At 42.6% G+C, this 15,147-nt stretch carries 11 protein-coding genes and 2 pseudogenes; 6 read left to right on the top strand and 7 right to left on the bottom strand.

Annotated elements, in window-relative coordinates; translation table 11 throughout:
- The first annotated feature begins 666 nt into the window (after nucleotides 1–666).
- A complete protein-coding gene (locus tag OO774_RS19990) occupies nucleotides 667–873 on the top strand; it encodes a hypothetical protein (protein WP_264906150.1) in 207 nt (68 codons plus the stop codon).
- 233 nt (nucleotides 874–1,106) lie between these two features.
- On the opposite strand, the gene OO774_RS19985 is transcribed toward OO774_RS19990, so the two are convergent.
- From OO774_RS19985 to OO774_RS19960, 6 genes are all read right to left on the bottom strand, one after another.
- Nucleotides 1,107–2,369: a maltoporin gene (locus OO774_RS19985; RefSeq protein ID WP_264906148.1), complete on the bottom strand. Its 1,263-nt coding sequence runs from the start codon at nucleotides 2,367–2,369 to the stop codon at nucleotides 1,107–1,109.
- A gap of 148 nt (nucleotides 2,370–2,517) precedes the next feature.
- The gene (locus OO774_RS19980) at nucleotides 2,518–4,584 is read right to left on the bottom strand and encodes a beta-galactosidase (protein WP_264906147.1); all 2,067 of its coding nucleotides are present in this window, start codon (nucleotides 4,582–4,584) and stop codon (nucleotides 2,518–2,520) included.
- A complete protein-coding gene (locus OO774_RS19975; RefSeq protein WP_264906145.1) occupies nucleotides 4,584–5,816 on the bottom strand; it encodes a glycosyl hydrolase 53 family protein in 1,233 nt (410 codons plus the stop codon). Before OO774_RS19975 ends, OO774_RS19980 begins: the two co-directional genes overlap by 1 nt.
- Before the next feature lie 16 nt (nucleotides 5,817–5,832).
- The gene (locus OO774_RS19970; protein ID WP_110176712.1) at nucleotides 5,833–6,675 is read right to left on the bottom strand and encodes a sugar ABC transporter permease; all 843 of its coding nucleotides are present in this window, start codon (nucleotides 6,673–6,675) and stop codon (nucleotides 5,833–5,835) included.
- Nucleotides 6,676–6,679: 4 nt separating this feature from the next.
- The gene (locus OO774_RS19965; protein ID WP_049873693.1) at nucleotides 6,680–7,975 is read right to left on the bottom strand and encodes a sugar ABC transporter permease; all 1,296 of its coding nucleotides are present in this window, start codon (nucleotides 7,973–7,975) and stop codon (nucleotides 6,680–6,682) included.
- Between the two features lie 105 nt (nucleotides 7,976–8,080).
- Entirely contained in the window at nucleotides 8,081–9,316 is a 1,236-nt protein-coding gene (locus OO774_RS19960; protein WP_140269313.1) for an extracellular solute-binding protein, read from the bottom strand.
- A 217-nt stretch (nucleotides 9,317–9,533) separates the two neighbouring features.
- Between OO774_RS19960 and ugpC the strand changes: the two genes are divergently transcribed.
- The 5 genes and pseudogenes from ugpC to OO774_RS19935 all read left to right on the top strand — a co-directional run.
- Nucleotides 9,534–10,637: a sn-glycerol-3-phosphate ABC transporter ATP-binding protein UgpC gene (gene ugpC / locus OO774_RS19955; protein ID WP_264906142.1), complete on the top strand. Its 1,104-nt coding sequence runs from the start codon at nucleotides 9,534–9,536 to the stop codon at nucleotides 10,635–10,637.
- Between the two features lie 78 nt (nucleotides 10,638–10,715).
- Nucleotides 10,716–11,723: a LacI family DNA-binding transcriptional regulator gene (locus OO774_RS19950; RefSeq protein WP_264906141.1), complete on the top strand. Its 1,008-nt coding sequence runs from the start codon at nucleotides 10,716–10,718 to the stop codon at nucleotides 11,721–11,723.
- A 220-nt stretch (nucleotides 11,724–11,943) separates the two neighbouring features.
- Complete coding sequence (locus tag OO774_RS19945; protein ID WP_264906140.1) at nucleotides 11,944–12,942, top strand: arabinogalactan endo-1,4-beta-galactosidase; 999 nt, start codon at nucleotides 11,944–11,946, stop codon at nucleotides 12,940–12,942.
- Nucleotides 12,943–13,167: 225 nt separating this feature from the next.
- A pseudogene (locus OO774_RS19940) lies at nucleotides 13,168–13,358 on the top strand (IS5/IS1182 family transposase); the annotation flags it as partial.
- A 56-nt stretch (nucleotides 13,359–13,414) separates the two neighbouring features.
- Nucleotides 13,415–13,965, top strand: a pseudogene (locus OO774_RS19935) (tyrosine-type recombinase/integrase); the annotation flags it as partial.
- A 122-nt stretch (nucleotides 13,966–14,087) separates the two neighbouring features.
- Here the strand turns inward: OO774_RS19935 and OO774_RS19930 are convergent.
- Nucleotides 14,088–15,131: a GMP reductase gene (locus tag OO774_RS19930; RefSeq protein ID WP_264906139.1), complete on the bottom strand. Its 1,044-nt coding sequence runs from the start codon at nucleotides 15,129–15,131 to the stop codon at nucleotides 14,088–14,090.
- Nucleotides 15,132–15,147 lie beyond the last annotated feature (16 nt).

Below are 15,147 nucleotides of genomic sequence, written 5' to 3'. Positions count from 1 at the left end.
TTTTGCTTCTCCATTGTTGCTACTTCCTGTTCGATATCGAGCCGATGCTCACTGAGCCAGTTTTAATTACATCAAGTCGATACGCCCATTGCTTCACTGGTTAAAATTCTATCAACCAATACCGGTTCATATCCGTGATCAAACTCAAATTAGTGTAAACGTTTCCACAATCAAAACCAAAACTTTCTGTGGTTTGAAAAAACACGACCACTCTTGGGCCTTATAATTTAAGAATTAACAAATAATCATTCTCGCATGATAAAATAAGACTCAAATAGAAACCTAAAATGACATCATGAGATGTAATCGATACCAATAAGAAATGTAGACTTGATGATAAATTGAAAGTCAAAAAGATAAACATAGAAATTTTGTTCACAATTTTACTTTCTTTAGCGTTAGAAATACCTGCCGTCAAGGTTTTGGACAACTATCAGTTTCGGAAAAGCGAACATTTGCAGTTCATGAATAACTACAGGTATGGTAAAGCTAGTTTTGGAGAGCTAGCGCGATGAGTAAAGTGCGCATCGCACTAGCTAAAAGATTTGATTTAGGTACGCAATAAGTGCAGTTAAGTTAAATTGGCTCATTGGACTGCCACCGATCTCTACTACGTTCTCCCCTGGTAGTTATAAAATCTCCGCACCAGAATTACCGAAAAACGCTATGTTTATCCACCATGTTAACAGCATCGACTGGCTGGTTATTACAGCTTTTGAAGAATTGAAAACTATATCTATCGAAGAAGTCGGTGCGATCCCCTCTTACTTCTCTGCCGCCAGCGAATTGAACCTGTGTTCTTCTATCATCCATAAATATGACCTTCCTACAAACGTTTATCGACTTTCTGTTAACCAAAATTATCTCAAATAAACGTTCAGGATCTCCTACGATTTGTTGATCCAAGTGTATAGAAAGCCAACCTTAAACGGGTAACAAGTCTAAAAAAGCTCTTAAAGTGATAACATTGTCATACCTCCCGCCCCACCGTTCCAGATATAACCCACTTTAAGAGCATACTACTAAAGGTACCAAGCTTAAGCTTGAGATAGGCCAGAATGGAGTTAAACAGGCCTATCTAAGTAGTAAAATGGCAATTTTATTGGTTACCACCAGGCCTCGACTTGCACACCGTAGTTGATGGTGTCGTTACTCTTATTGTTGTCAAAAGAGTCATCCTCGTTGTCTTTCAAATAAGTCGCAAAGAATCGAATTTCTGGTCGAGCAAAGAAAGATTCACCGGTCGAGATAGCATGTGCGATAGTGAATTTTGTGCCACTAAATTTGTCTTCAGAGCCTGAATCCCAAGTTTTTTCTTGGTCATAGTAGCCTACTTCTAACATGGTCTTGTTGTATGGAGACCAGTTATAGGTTGGACGAGCTACAAATGAAAACAACTCTTCCTTATCTAGACTATCTCCATGGTCTTTCACGTTACCGTAAGTTAACACATGATTAATCACTACATTTTCGCCTAAGTTCAAATCACCAGTGCTGATAAAACGAAACCCTTTTGCATCACTGACATCACCACTCCAAATATCATACCAACCACCACCTTGTGAGATAGCATTCTGTGCAAGACCTTTGTCCATATATTGGAATACAAACTTGTTGTACCCCAATTCAAAACTTTGACTAAGTTCAGCCGTTAACATTAAACCGTTATCAAAGTTTTCAGCGGCGTCTTCTTGCTCATCCGTTGGGTTAACCATTGCATAATCAACACCGAATTCAGTCCAGGAGCCTTCCCATGGGCTAAAGCCAGCGTAACGTAAATCTAAGAAGTAAGTATTCAAATCTCCGTAACTCGTTTTATTGCCAGTATCATCCCACTCGGCCAACTCATTATCAGCTCGGATGACCGCTGCTGAAATCGCACCGGTATTTAACTTGATGTTTTCGATACCTACACCGTAGCCAGAAATATTCCAGTATTTGGTGTCTATAATGTGGATATCATGACGTTGATAAAAGCGTTTACCAGCCCAGATAACGGCATCAGGTGATGCAGGAATATAGCCCTTCGCTTGAACATTTAACTGCTTAATTCCAAAGTTGGCACTGTCATCTTTACTATTTTCAGACTCTAGGTTTCCGTCCGATGACATTTCAAACATACTTTCAAAGTACATTGAACGACCATCTGCATTGAATAACTCTTGGCCTAATCCAATTTCCGAATAAGTGTCAAACTCATTGCCCAAGCGACCCAATGTCGTTTTGTAAAACTCATCTCCGCCCTTGGTACCGCCTCCATCAGCACTGGCTCCCAAACCAGCCCGTACGTAACCGTAGAAATCGACTGCTGAAACTTGAGTGGCGAATAGAGAACCTAAAATAGCGACTGTCAATGTTGCTTTTTTCATTTTAATTTCCTTTTGTATTACTTTTGAGTTATCGGCTGGGTAAATATCGCCATATCCTTTATTTAGGCAATACTTACCCTTAAGATGAATTTCATCTCATTTTAAAATATTTTTATTTATTGCCCGCCTAAATAATCAGGCGGGATAGTTATTTATTATTTTTGATAACGATGACTTGATAGGGTTGAAGTGTAATATTCTCCTTAATATCGTCACCTGTATTTGCATTTATCCAATTCCCGTGCGGAACTTTCAAATCTCGCTGCTCATTCAAAAAGTTCATAATAAACAAATAGCGAGACTGTTCGTCTTCACGAGTTGTCACTGACACTCCGTAAGGCACGTTTTCAATTGGCTTGCGAATGCCATGTAAATTAGCAAGAGAGATGTAAAACAACTCGTTAAACTCTGTCTCTGTACGTGCAGCGATGTAGTAAGCACAACCTTTACCAAGCTGGTTCTTAGTAATGACCGGGCAAGCATCAAATAGATCCTCGCGGTAATAAGCCAAAGCTTCTGCCGTCTCTAAATGAATATGTTCCATTAAGTGCTTGGCCTTAAATTCACCACTGAAGCCAAAACCAGAATGCGTTTCCATTTCAAACAATACGCGTTCATGGTCATAGAGTGAGTCAATCTCCTCAGCCCAAATACCTAATGTGCGGCGTAATGGGCTGCCTTCTCCGCCAGGGAAGCCACCCAGAAAGCACAGATCATTCTGGTCAACGATGCCACTCCAGTAAGTCGCGACTAACGTTCCGCCTTGCTCGACAAACGCTTCCAGACGTTCTGCTACACCAGGTTTTATTAAGTACAGCATAGGCGCAACAATGATCTTATAAGGAGTAAAATCAGATAGCTGCTCTATGATGTCGCAGCTAATACCTTGCTGCCAAAAACCTCGATAATGGTCACACACGGTTTGCTCGTAGTGCATGCCTTCATTGCGAGGACCTGAAGCATCATCCATTGCCCAACGGTTTTCCCAATCAAAAATGATCGCCACTTCGGCCTGCGTACTCGTTCCCGCCACATCATTAATTTGTTTAAGATACTCACCGACGGCTGTCACTTCTCGACCAGTACGAGTATTTGCATGACCAACGTGGTCGATCACCGCACCATGGAACTTCTCAACAGAACCGCGGCTTTTTCGCCACTGGAAGTACTGAACAGAGTCAGAGCCATGAGCCACTGCTTGCAATGAGGAAAGTAGATGGACACCGTCTTTTTTGAGCTTAGTGATTGGCTGCCAGTTAGTTTGGCTTGGGGTTGATTCCATGAGTAAAAATGGCTGATTTTTCAGTGTGCGCATCAAATCATGGTACATCCCGGTATAGCAAGCGAGCGCAATTTCATCGCTGTCACTGTGCCAAAGCGGATAGCTGTCCCAAGAAACAACATCAATTGACTTTGCCAATTCCCAATAGTTGTAGTCGTAAAAGTACTCCATGAAGTTTGCCGTCGTAGGCAGATCAGGATTAATCGACTTGAGCGGTGCAATCTCGTGCTCACAGAAGTTCGAGACGCGGTCAGTACAGAATCGTTTCCAATCTAACTTCAGTGCATGAACGGAGTTCTCACCAACGGGAGATGGTGATTCAATTTGTTCCCAACTGGTGTAAGTATGACTCCAAAATGCACTCCACCACAGCTTATTAAGATTGTATAGGGAGCCGTATTTGTTTTTCAGCCACAAACGAAACTCTTCCTGACAGTAATTACAGTGACAATCGCCGCCATATTCGTTTGAAACGTGCCAGCCTATCACCGCAGGATGTTGACTGTAACGTTCAGCCAATTTAGCGTTCATGATGCTTACTTTCTCACGGTAATTCGGTGAGCTGTAACAATGGTTATGACGTTCTCCATGCAGTTGTTTAATACGTGCGCTGTTGACTCGAAGGACGTCAGGGTATCGTTCAGATAACCAGGCAGGACGCGCACCACTCGGTGTCGCCAGGAATACAGAAATCCCATTGTCTGCCAGGTTATCCAGTACGCTATCAAGCCATTCAAACTGAAACTCACCTTCAACAGGCTCAAGAGCAGACCAACTGAAGATACCGACAGACATAACGTTACAATTCGTCTGCTTCATCAGTTCAATATCTTTGGCTAGAATATCTGGTCTGTCTAACCATTGCTCAGGGTTGTAATCCGCTCCATGGAGCAAGCCTTTTATCTTGGGAATGATGTGTTTTTTATTGTTCATTATTGACCTTTAAATACTTTCAATGACGGTAGTGCGTTACCTTCAAAATCGAACAGTGATTGGTTCTCCCATGAGTTACCCATGTCCCATTTGTCCCCGCTGTAGTCCATGCCAGCGCCCGTTGACCAGGTTGCCCCATCGATTGGTAACCATGCAGGTTCCCAGTAATAAATCCCTAGACCTTGTTCATTAGGCAGTTCATTCAGCAGAGTCATGATGTCAGCCAGATATTGCGCTTGGCCCTCGATTGACACACTGTACCCCTCAATCGGCCCCGCCTCGGAGTAGCTATTACCTAACGAATCACCATTTTCAGTGGTAAACGGGAAAGACGTTTCGACTAAGACGACAGGCTTGTTGTAGCGACTGATGACGTCATTCATATTGACTTTCACTTTATCGATTGGACCGTGCCACCACGGATAGTAAGACATACCAATCACATCAAAATCTACGCCACGCTGGGTGATTTCATCAAACCACCAACGGAAAAGACCGTTGTCACCTGCTTCAGCGAGGTGCAACATGACTTGAATATCTTTACCACTGTCGTTGTCATGCACCGCTTGAATGCCAGTTTTTAAAAGAAGTGAAAGGCGGTCGAACTCCTTACCATCTTGCCCCCAACTCTTACCCTCTGGCCAAAGCATACCGCCATTCAGTTCGTTACCTACCTGAACCATGTCTGGTACGACACCCGCAGCTTGATGCGCTTTCATCACCTCTGCTGTGTAGTCGTAGACTTTCTGTGTTAGGTTCTCAAACGTAAGTTGCTCCCACTCTTTTGGCTTGTGTTGCTTCTTAGGGTCAGCCCAAAAATCGCTGTAATGGATATCTAGCAGGAATGACATACCGTTTTCTTGTGCGCGTTTACCAAGCTCAATGGAACGCTCTAGCGTGTTATTGCCGCCACCAAATACTTCACCAGTGGCTGACATTGGGTCTACCCACAAACGTGCGCGGATAGAATTAACCCCACTATCTTTTAATATTTTAATCAGATCTTCTTCATTGCCATCTTGGTAATATTTCCCACCCAACTTTTCTATTTCAGGCAACATGGAAATATCCATGCCACGTATAAAATTAGACCTCAATTCTGGTGCAGTAATACTAATATCCCCCATGCCAGGATTAATATTTGAGCTATTATCATTAGACGAATTTGAAGATTGACAGCCAGCCAAAGCCACTGCCGCACTAATAAGTGCAACCTTAAATTTTTTATTCATATCTTTCTCTCTAGTATTAGCCTTTTGTACTACCTGCTGTTAAGCCAGATACAAAGTATTTTTGTAGTGATAGATAAAGAAGCGCTACAGGTATTGAAATAAGCACAGCACCTGCTGCATATGTGGTATAACTTGCCCCCATTTTCTCAACGACCAAATTATATAAACCGATAGGTAACGTATAATTTTCAGGCGTTCTTAGAATGGTTGTAGCAAGAATAAAGTCGCCTAGAGGCCCCGTGAAAGAGAATAATGCCACTACTGCAATAATTGGTTTTGAAATAGGCAGTATAATTTCTAAAAAAATACGAATATTACTCGCACCATCCATTTTTGCTGATTCATCCAGGTCTTTCGGTATCGCGTCCAAATAACCTTTCATTAAATACGTGTTCATCGGGATCATTCCACCAACATAAACCAGTACTAATGCAAGATGGCTATTAATCAACCCCAACATCTGCGCTAGGACAAATATCGCAATTAAGGCGGAAAATTGAGGGATCATCTGCAAAAGAAGGAACAGCATTAGACCATTTTTTCTGCCTTTAAAGCGAAAGCGTGAAAACGCATATGACGTACATGACACACTGATCAGCGTTAGCACCATGGTCAAAAAGCTGATTTTCAAACTATTCCAGAACCAGGTCAGGTAAGCCACTTTGTCATTAGCAAACAAAGTGGCATAGTGACTCAGAGTCGGGTTCTCCGGGAAAATGGACTCACCCATGATGCTATTGCCTGGATAGAATGACGCACCAACCGTCCACACTAACGGATAAATAATGATCACTGATACCAACAAAATCAGGCCGTAACTCAATGTCAATCGGATGCGATTACTACGTTTAATACTCATGTTGTTATCTCGCTTCTTCTTTGAATGACTTGGTCATACGGAATTGCCAAAGAGCAATGCCCACAACGAAAATCGACAGTAATAAAGTGATGGCAGAGGCAATACCGTATTGCGATGAAGACATCGTCAGTTTGTAAATCCATGACACCAAGATATCGGTGCCGCCCGCGTTACTACCAATGACTGCAGGCCCCCCATTATTAAACAGATAAATAATATTGAAGTTGTTAAAGTTAAACGTGTATTGAGTAATCAAAATTGGAGCGATTGAGTACAGAACCAGCGGTAAAGTGATAGTTCTTAACTGCTGAAATTTGCTTGCACCGTCCATCGTCGCAGCTTCATAAAGATCATTAGGGATCGCCTGTAGAACCCCCGTTGTCATGGCGAATACAAATGGGAAACCTAACCAGGTTTGGATCATGATGAGCGCAACTTTCGTCCAGAATGGGTCTGTCAGCCAAGCTTTAGGCTCAATACCAAAGAAGTCGAGAATCACGTTGTTGATGACACCAAAGCTGTCGTTAAACATCCCGGTAAAAATAAGGATGGTAACAAAGCCAGGTACCGCCCAAGGAAGAATAAAGATTGTACGGATCAGAGGCTTAAATTTAAGGTCTTTTTGGTTAACCAGAATCGCCAACAGAACCCCGACTGTGCATTGCAATGTTGATGCAACTAATGTCCAAACGACTGTCCACTGCAACACATCGATAAAAGTGTTACGCCACAAGTTAATTTGGAAAATGTTGAAGAAGTTCTTCAATCCAACCCAGTCAACCAGCTTCGCAGGCGGTGAGTTGTAAAGGTTATAGTTAGTAAAACCAATCGCAAAACCAAAGATGATCGGAAATACAACAACAAAGACTAAAAGGATAAAACCCGGGCTTATCATCAGATACGGGAAGCCAGCATTGATAACATTGCGATACTGAACACGCAGTGAGTTCAATGGACGGCCTTCATCAAGCCGTTGCCCGTTTTTGTAGGCGTCATTAATGCTGAGTACATAAACCGCTAAACCAAATACCACCACTAGCGAAGCAATAATACCTTCTGCGAGTAGGAAAACTGAGTTGTCCTCTGGTAGGTTTTCGCCAAGTGTTACAAGACCCCACATACCGTGGGAAATAAAATCACGAGTTACTGCATAAAAACTTGTTAGCAAGATGAAGAACATCATGCCTTTTACAAACTGTCGGTTATAAAACTGGCCAAAGCCAGGAATTACTGCAAGTAAGGAGGCAGTAAACCGTTGGGATCGATATAGCCCCGAGTTATGCTCAAAATGTTCACTCATGTCAGACATCACTTACAACTCCATTTCGGAAAACTTCTGGCGTCTGTCAGCCCCAGACGAGTAACTAGGGCCGACAATTGCTTTCGCCAGAACAATATCTTTAAATTATTGACCCATCATTGCGTGGTTAGCTTCGATTTGCATATTGATGCTGTCTACTGCAGAGTCGAGTGCACTTTTCGCATCTTGTTTATTGGTTGCGATCAACTGAAGCGCGCTGTTCGCAGGGCCCCACACTTCGTTCATTTCTGGAATGGAAGGCATAGACGTAGCGTGAATGGATTGCATCGCTACAGCACTTGCTCCTGGGTCATTCTTGATAACAGGATCGTCCACCAATTTTGTCACTGCCGGAACCTCTCCAGTTAGCTCAAAGCGGCGCTTGGCATTATCATAATTATTGACGAACGTAATAAACTCTTGCGCTAAAGGTTTGTTTTTCGAGAAAGTGGAAATGCTGTAACTCTTAACCCCCATAAATGAACCCATTTGCTCACCAGATGGTAATTTTGGAAGAGGCGCTACACCGTAGTTGATCCCTGCTTCTTTGTAAGGCTGGAGCGCCCAAGGACCAGTTTGAACAATCGCTGCTTTGCCCGACGTGAATAGTGAATCGATAGCATTAAGCCCGTTATTACCAATGATGCCTGTAGGGAAGACTTTAGAGTCATAGAACTTCTGAATGAATTTCGCGCCTTCGACTGCCCCTGGAGTATTCAGTAATATTTTATTAGGATCGTACGAGCCGTCGTCTTTTTTAGCGAAAACATCACCACCCATACCGTTTAAAATTCCGTAGGTGTAATAAAGCTCATCCCATTTAGCCAGCAAACCGTATTTATTCTCTTCACGAAACTTCTTAGACAGCTCAAATATTTCGTCCATCGTTTCTGGCAGTTCAGAAATAAGATCTTTGTTGTAAACCATAAATACGGTTTCAACGGATTTTGGCAAACCGTATAGCACGCCATTGTAAGTCAAAGCGTTAATAGAAGATTGACTAAATGTATCGGTAACGACTTTATCGACCTGAACTGGAGCAAGTAAACCTTGGATAACCGCCCCACCAATCTGATCATGTGGAATCAACACGACGTCAGGGCCAGTGCCTGCAGGGCCGTCCATACGCAAAGATTCGACCTGACCGCCATATGGCATTTCAAGCACATTCACTTTCACATCGTGTTGTTTTTCAAAAGCAGCGACCGCTTCTTCATTACCAAAAGACTTTTGAATGTCTTCCCAGACTAATAAGGACTGCTGCGCCAACGCCATTGGCGAACAAAATAGAGCAGTAACTGCGAGAGCAGATAGTTTTTTACTAAATTTATTATTATCCATAAAATTTCACGCCTTTCGTTTTTGGTAAAAAATAAAATTTATGGTGCAAATATGCTCCTTTGTGTTATTTTTTCCATACAGGTTATTCATTGATGTGATTCCAATCACTATAGCTAGCAGTTATTGTGATAAAACAAACAAGTGAAAATAAAATTTACTAAATAAAAGACGAATTAGATCACACACTTTATTTATTATCATTTAAGAGGAATTTAAAATGTCTTCGATCCAATTATCCAATGTCGTAAAACGTTTTGACGATACCCAAACCATTCACAACGTAAACTTGTCGATAGAAGAAGGTGAGTTTGTGGTGTTTGTTGGCCCATCGGGCTGTGGCAAATCAACGCTCTTGCGTATGATTGCTGGTCTGGAAGACATCAGTGATGGCGCAATATCTATTTCGGGCAATGTCGTTAACGATACTCCACCCTCAGAACGAGGGGTGGCGATGGTGTTCCAGTCTTATGCGCTATACCCGCATATGACTGTTGCAGAAAATATGGGTTACTCACTAAAAGTAAACAAAGTACCTAAAGAAGAACGAGATAAAAAAGTGCAGTTGGTCGGTAAAGCTCTGCAGTTAGAACATCTACTCGATCGTAAACCAGCCCAACTGTCAGGAGGCCAACGCCAACGCGTTGCTATCGGCCGAGCAATCGTTCGAGATCCAAAAGTGTTTCTATTTGATGAGCCGCTATCAAACCTAGACGCAGAATTACGCGTCGACATGCGGCTTCATATTGCAAAGTTACACCAAGAGCTTAAGTCAACCATGATCTACGTAACGCACGACCAAGTCGAAGCCATGACATTAGCAGATAAAATCGTCGTGCTTCGTGATGGCAAAGTTGAGCAAGTTGGTTCACCAATGGATCTCTACCATAACCCAATTAACAGATTTGTTGCCGGATTTATCGGCTCTCCGAAAATGAACTTTCTTCCTTGTACTGTTGAAGGGTGGGATGAAACGAGCTTAACAGTGAGTCTGGATGTGGGCCGTTCAATCACTTTACCGATAAAAACAGCTCAGGTTGAAATAGGTAAAAATCTAACGTTAGGTATTCGACCAGAACACCTCACGACAAATCCAGATATGATCACACTCGCATTCCAATGTGAAGTGGTCGAGAGACTGGGAGGCATGACTTACATCTTTGGCCAATGTGGCGGCGTGGATGACTTCAAATACCTTCATCATGGGGACACACAAGTACAGCCTGGTGAGTCAATTTCGCTATTTACATCACCTTCCCATTTACACATTTTTGAACCTGATGGAAACGTCATTAAATTTGATTCTGTACAATCAACACATTAGCGCTTTGGTGCCAAAGAGCATTCAGTATGCTCTTTGGCATGCTAGGACCGTCCAATAAATATAATATAGGGTAATCTTTTGGCTACACTTAAAGACATTGCACAAAGAGCGAAGATTTCTACTTCCACTATTTCTCGCTTTCTTAACGAAGACCCTACTTTGTCTGTAAGTGAAGACAAAAAACGGGCCATTTTGGAGGCAGTAGAGTCGCTTGGCTATCAATCCCCTAAACGCAGTAAAAAACAGTTTGTTCATCATGAAGCAACCAAAACGAATAAGCCACTTGGCGTACGTGATGTTGTTATGTTGAACTTTTTGACTCCGACACAGGAAATAGACGACCCGTATTTCACTTCTATTCGTGCTGGCATTCAAAATCGTTGTTTAGAAAAAGGCGTCGATTTAAGAACACTCCATTTAGACCAAATCGATACTAATATAAATCTAATAGAAAAGGCTCCGGCCGTCATTGCAGTCGGACATTTCTCCAAACAAGTTGTAGATACTTTATATCAAGCTAACCACAATATCATATTTGTTGACTCGAACCCTTTAGGTAGCAAAACCGATGCAGTCTTAATTGACCGGCTGGCGTTGTCCAATGATGTTATGCAAAATGTGCTGAAAAGCCATTGTAAACGACCTGCTTTTATTGGCAATAACGAGGAGCGCTTACATACTTTTCGTAAAGTGACCAAAGAAAACGGCTTGTATCACGATGCGCTATGTAAAGTGAGTAAAGAGTATTGCATCGAATCGGGGTATCAAGCAATGAAAGAAATGCTACAACTCGATGAACTTCCCGATGTGGTCTACGCAGCGACAGATATGGTGGCCGTTGGTGTTTATCGAGCCATTTATGAGGCAGGGTTAACCATTCCAACCGATATACAAGTCATCGGCACCAATGATATCTCGTCAGCCCGACATATGAGTCCAAGCCTGACTACAATGCGACTGTTCCCGTTTGAAATGGGAGAAGTCGCAATAGATATGTTTATTGAAAAAATAGAAGGCAGAAAATACAAAAAAACGGTTTTATTTGGTCATGAATTTATCTGGCGAGACAGTTTTAAAATTAACTAACTTCGGCTTAATTTATGATTTGATACATTTGTAGATAGATCATATTCACAATTATCTAAGTAAATTTACTTAGATAATTTATCCAGAATCACAACTACGCAAATAACCTTATAAAAATAATCACTAACACTTTTATACATCACCTCTACACTAAAATCCGTTGCTATATTATTTACGTTTAAAAACAATCAAAACGTGAATATATAAAAATGGTGAAACGATGAACAACACCCTAAAATCCCTAGCTATCTTCGGCTCATTAGTGGCCTCAAACTATTCTCACGCTTTTATTAAAGGTGCGGATATTAGTTGGATAACTCAGATGGAAGACAGTGGCTACGAGTTCTACAACGATTGGGGCTATCGACAAGATGTCCTTTCAATATTACGAGACCATGGTATGAACGCAGTGCGTCTTCGTGTCTGGGTTAATCCCAGTGATGGTTATTACAGCTCACTGGATGATGTAATTGTCAAAGCGCATTGGGCCAAAGACGCAAATATGGACGTGATGATTGACTTCCACTATAGCGACACTTGGGCCGATCCAGGCAACCAATGGAAACCCGCAGCATGGCAACAACTGAGCTTCGAAGATTTAATGGGACAAGTATGGTCTTACACTAGAGACTCACTCAACACCTTAAAAGCTGCAGGTATTACACCAAAATGGATTCAAGTCGGTAATGAAACCAACAACGGAATGCTATGGAATGAAGGAATGGCTTCAAGCAACATGCGTAACTATGCATGGTTGTTTAATAGCGGACGAAACGCAGCCAAAGAAGTATTCCCAGATGCTAAGGTCATTGTCCATTTAGCAAACTGTCACGACAATGCTAATTTCCGATGGATTCTTGATGGCTTACAATCCAACAGTGCTTGGTGGGATGTTATTGGCGCATCATCCTATCCCAAGAATGCTACTGGCCTTACTTGGCAAGAAGCAAACAATGAATGCCTCTCTAATCTCAATGATATGGTCGAGCGCTACGGAACGGAAGTGATGATCACTGAAATTGGCGTGCCTTGGGATGAGCCTCAAGCAAAGACTATCGTTGCCGATATGATCCAAAAAGTACGAAGTGTTAATCAAGATAAAGGCATTGGGATTTTCTACTGGGAGCCACAGGCATATAGTTGGCAAGGCTATACCTTGGGTGCATGGGATCCAAATACGCGCCAGCCTACTCAAGCGCTTGATGCCTTTCTTGAATGAGCAAAAACATAAAGTATTTTTCAAGCCCCTCTTTGATTAGAGGGGGCTTTGTTGCGTAATTCGATGGAACTAAACTAGGAAGTTACGATCTGATCGGCTACATCAGTTAATCATCGTAGCCTTATGCCGAAACCTCGTTACAAAACAAATAACTGGAAACAGTACAACAAAGCTCTAATCAACCGTGGTTCACTCACTTTCTGGATCGATGAAGAAACCATAAGCGAGTGGAAAAAGCGGTATGGTATCACAAGCGTTCACTCTCTGAAACGGCCATGTACCGTGTGAAGCAGCTACTTGGTGCGACGTTAAGCCTGAGAAACTACAATGCTCAAGTTGGCGAAACCTACGCCATGATTAAAGCGCTGAACAAGCTTACAGGGCTTGGTATGCCCGAAACTCAGTATGTTGTTTGATAATTGTTCAATTTCAGGTGGTTTGGTTTTCTGTCTGAATTACGCAACAAAGCCCACCAAACCCGCTAGACGATATTAAGCCTTTCATAGAATCTGAAAGAGCTATGATGTTCTTAACTAAAGAGCAGATTAGCTTATTGCTGGATCATGCAGAACAGCACCCTATTTCAGATATGGTGAAGGTGGTGAAACTTTGCTTGGCGACTGGAGCACGATGGAACGAGGCGGCGCAACTACAAGGCAGTCAACTTTCCCAGTACAAAGTCACGTACACCAATACAAAAACCAAAAAGAATCGTACTGTTCCCATCTCCAAAGAGTTGTACGAAGAGATATTCAAGCCGACATCAGGAAAATTGTTTGAAGAGTGCTATACCCCGCTTTGCTACATTCTCAAAAACAAAGTCGCATTACGTTACCTTCCGGGCAAGCCTCGCACGTATTGCGTCATACGTTCGCCAGTCATTTTATGATGAATGGGGGAAACATTTTAGTATTACGTGATGTACTCGGCCACGCAGATATATCAATGACGATGCGCTACGCGCACTTCGCACCAGACCATTTATCTGAGGCCATTACCCGTAACCCTCTTTGCAATTTATAGCCTGTCGCCACAAAATTTTTTATAGCTCTGTCGCCACTTTGTCGCCACTAGGCAAATTTAGGGCAAAAAAGAGCCGTAAAATACGGCTCTTAACTCTTCGGTTTTTCCGATATTCAGTCGATTTACTCTTTACCGAATACGTTGTTCTCTTGCTCTTGTACGCGGATGAACGTCGTGCGCTTCGTTAGCTCTTTAAGCTTTGCTGCACCTACGTATGTACAGGTTGAACGTACCCCGCCGAGGATATCTGAGATAGTACCGTGAACACTGCCGCGGTAAGGTAATAGTACGGTTTTTCCTTCAGCTGCGCGGTACTTAGCCACACCGCCTGAGTGCTTGTCCATAGCCGACTGAGAAGACATGCCGTAGAATTTCATGAAGGTTTTGCCATCTTTCTCGATAACTTCACCGCCTGACTCTTCGTGACCAGCCAGCATGCCACCAAGCATCACAAAGTCTGCGCCGCCACCGAACGCTTTAGAAACGTCACCAGCGCAAGAACAACCACCGTCGCCGATGATCATACCGCCAAGGCCGTGCGCCGCATCACCACATTCGATGATTGCAGAAAGTTGCGGGTAACCAACACCGGTTTTAACGCGTGTCGTACAAACTGAACCTGGGCCAATACCCACTTTCACAATGTCTGCACCAGCAAGAATTAGCTCTTCACACATGTCGCCAGTAACAACGTTACCAGCAGAGATAACTTTGTCTGGGAATGCTGCGCGTACGCGTTCTACATACTCGACTAAGTGCTCTGAATAACCATTTGCGATATCAACACAGATGAAAACGAACTCTTCTGAAAGCGCCATGATGTCTTTGGTCTTTTGGAAGTCTGCATCAGATGTACCAGTAGACACCATCACGTTGTTTAGTGTTGCTTTGCTTGCTGATTTCGCAAACTCTGCCCAATCTTCGACTGTGTAGTGTTTATGCACAGCCGTCATTACACCATGCTCAGCTAACGCAGTAGCCATTTCAAAGCTACCAACAGAATCCATATTAGCTGCAATTACAGGCACACCAGACCATTGACGACCACTATGCTTGAATGTAAAATCGCGGGTTAAATTTACTTGAGAACGGCTTTTAAGGGTAGAACGTTTCGGGCGAAACAGTACATCTTTGAAACCTAACTTAAGTTCTTGTTCGATACGCATTGTGTAATTCCTTGAT

Origin of the sequence: Vibrio sp. STUT-A11 (genome assembly GCF_026000435.1) — a bacterium.
Taxonomy (GTDB): domain Bacteria; phylum Pseudomonadota; class Gammaproteobacteria; order Enterobacterales; family Vibrionaceae; genus Vibrio.
This window is presented reverse-complemented; position numbering and strand designations above follow the sequence as displayed.

Excerpts from the sequence above, each read along its gene's own strand:
- OO774_RS19960 (WP_140269313.1), bottom strand. The coding sequence starts at position 9,316 with ATGGATAATAATAAATTTAGTAAAAAACTATCTGCTCTCGCAGTTACT.
- OO774_RS19970 (WP_110176712.1), bottom strand. The coding sequence starts at position 6,675 with ATGAGTATTAAACGTAGTAATCGCATCCGATTGACATTGAGTTACGGC.
- OO774_RS19985 (WP_264906148.1), bottom strand. The coding sequence starts at position 2,369 with ATGAAAAAAGCAACATTGACAGTCGCTATTTTAGGTTCTCTATTCGCC.
- OO774_RS19965 (WP_049873693.1), bottom strand. The coding sequence starts at position 7,975 with ATGAGTGAACATTTTGAGCATAACTCGGGGCTATATCGATCCCAACGG.
- OO774_RS19945 (WP_264906140.1), top strand. The coding sequence starts at position 11,944 with ATGAACAACACCCTAAAATCCCTAGCTATCTTCGGCTCATTAGTGGCC.
- OO774_RS19990 (WP_264906150.1), top strand. The coding sequence starts at position 667 with ATGTTTATCCACCATGTTAACAGCATCGACTGGCTGGTTATTACAGCT.
- OO774_RS19975 (WP_264906145.1), bottom strand. The coding sequence starts at position 5,816 with ATGAATAAAAAATTTAAGGTTGCACTTATTAGTGCGGCAGTGGCTTTG.
- ugpC (WP_264906142.1), top strand. The coding sequence starts at position 9,534 with ATGTCTTCGATCCAATTATCCAATGTCGTAAAACGTTTTGACGATACC.
- OO774_RS19930 (WP_264906139.1), bottom strand. The coding sequence starts at position 15,131 with ATGCGTATCGAACAAGAACTTAAGTTAGGTTTCAAAGATGTACTGTTT.
- OO774_RS19980 (WP_264906147.1), bottom strand. The coding sequence starts at position 4,584 with ATGAACAATAAAAAACACATCATTCCCAAGATAAAAGGCTTGCTCCAT.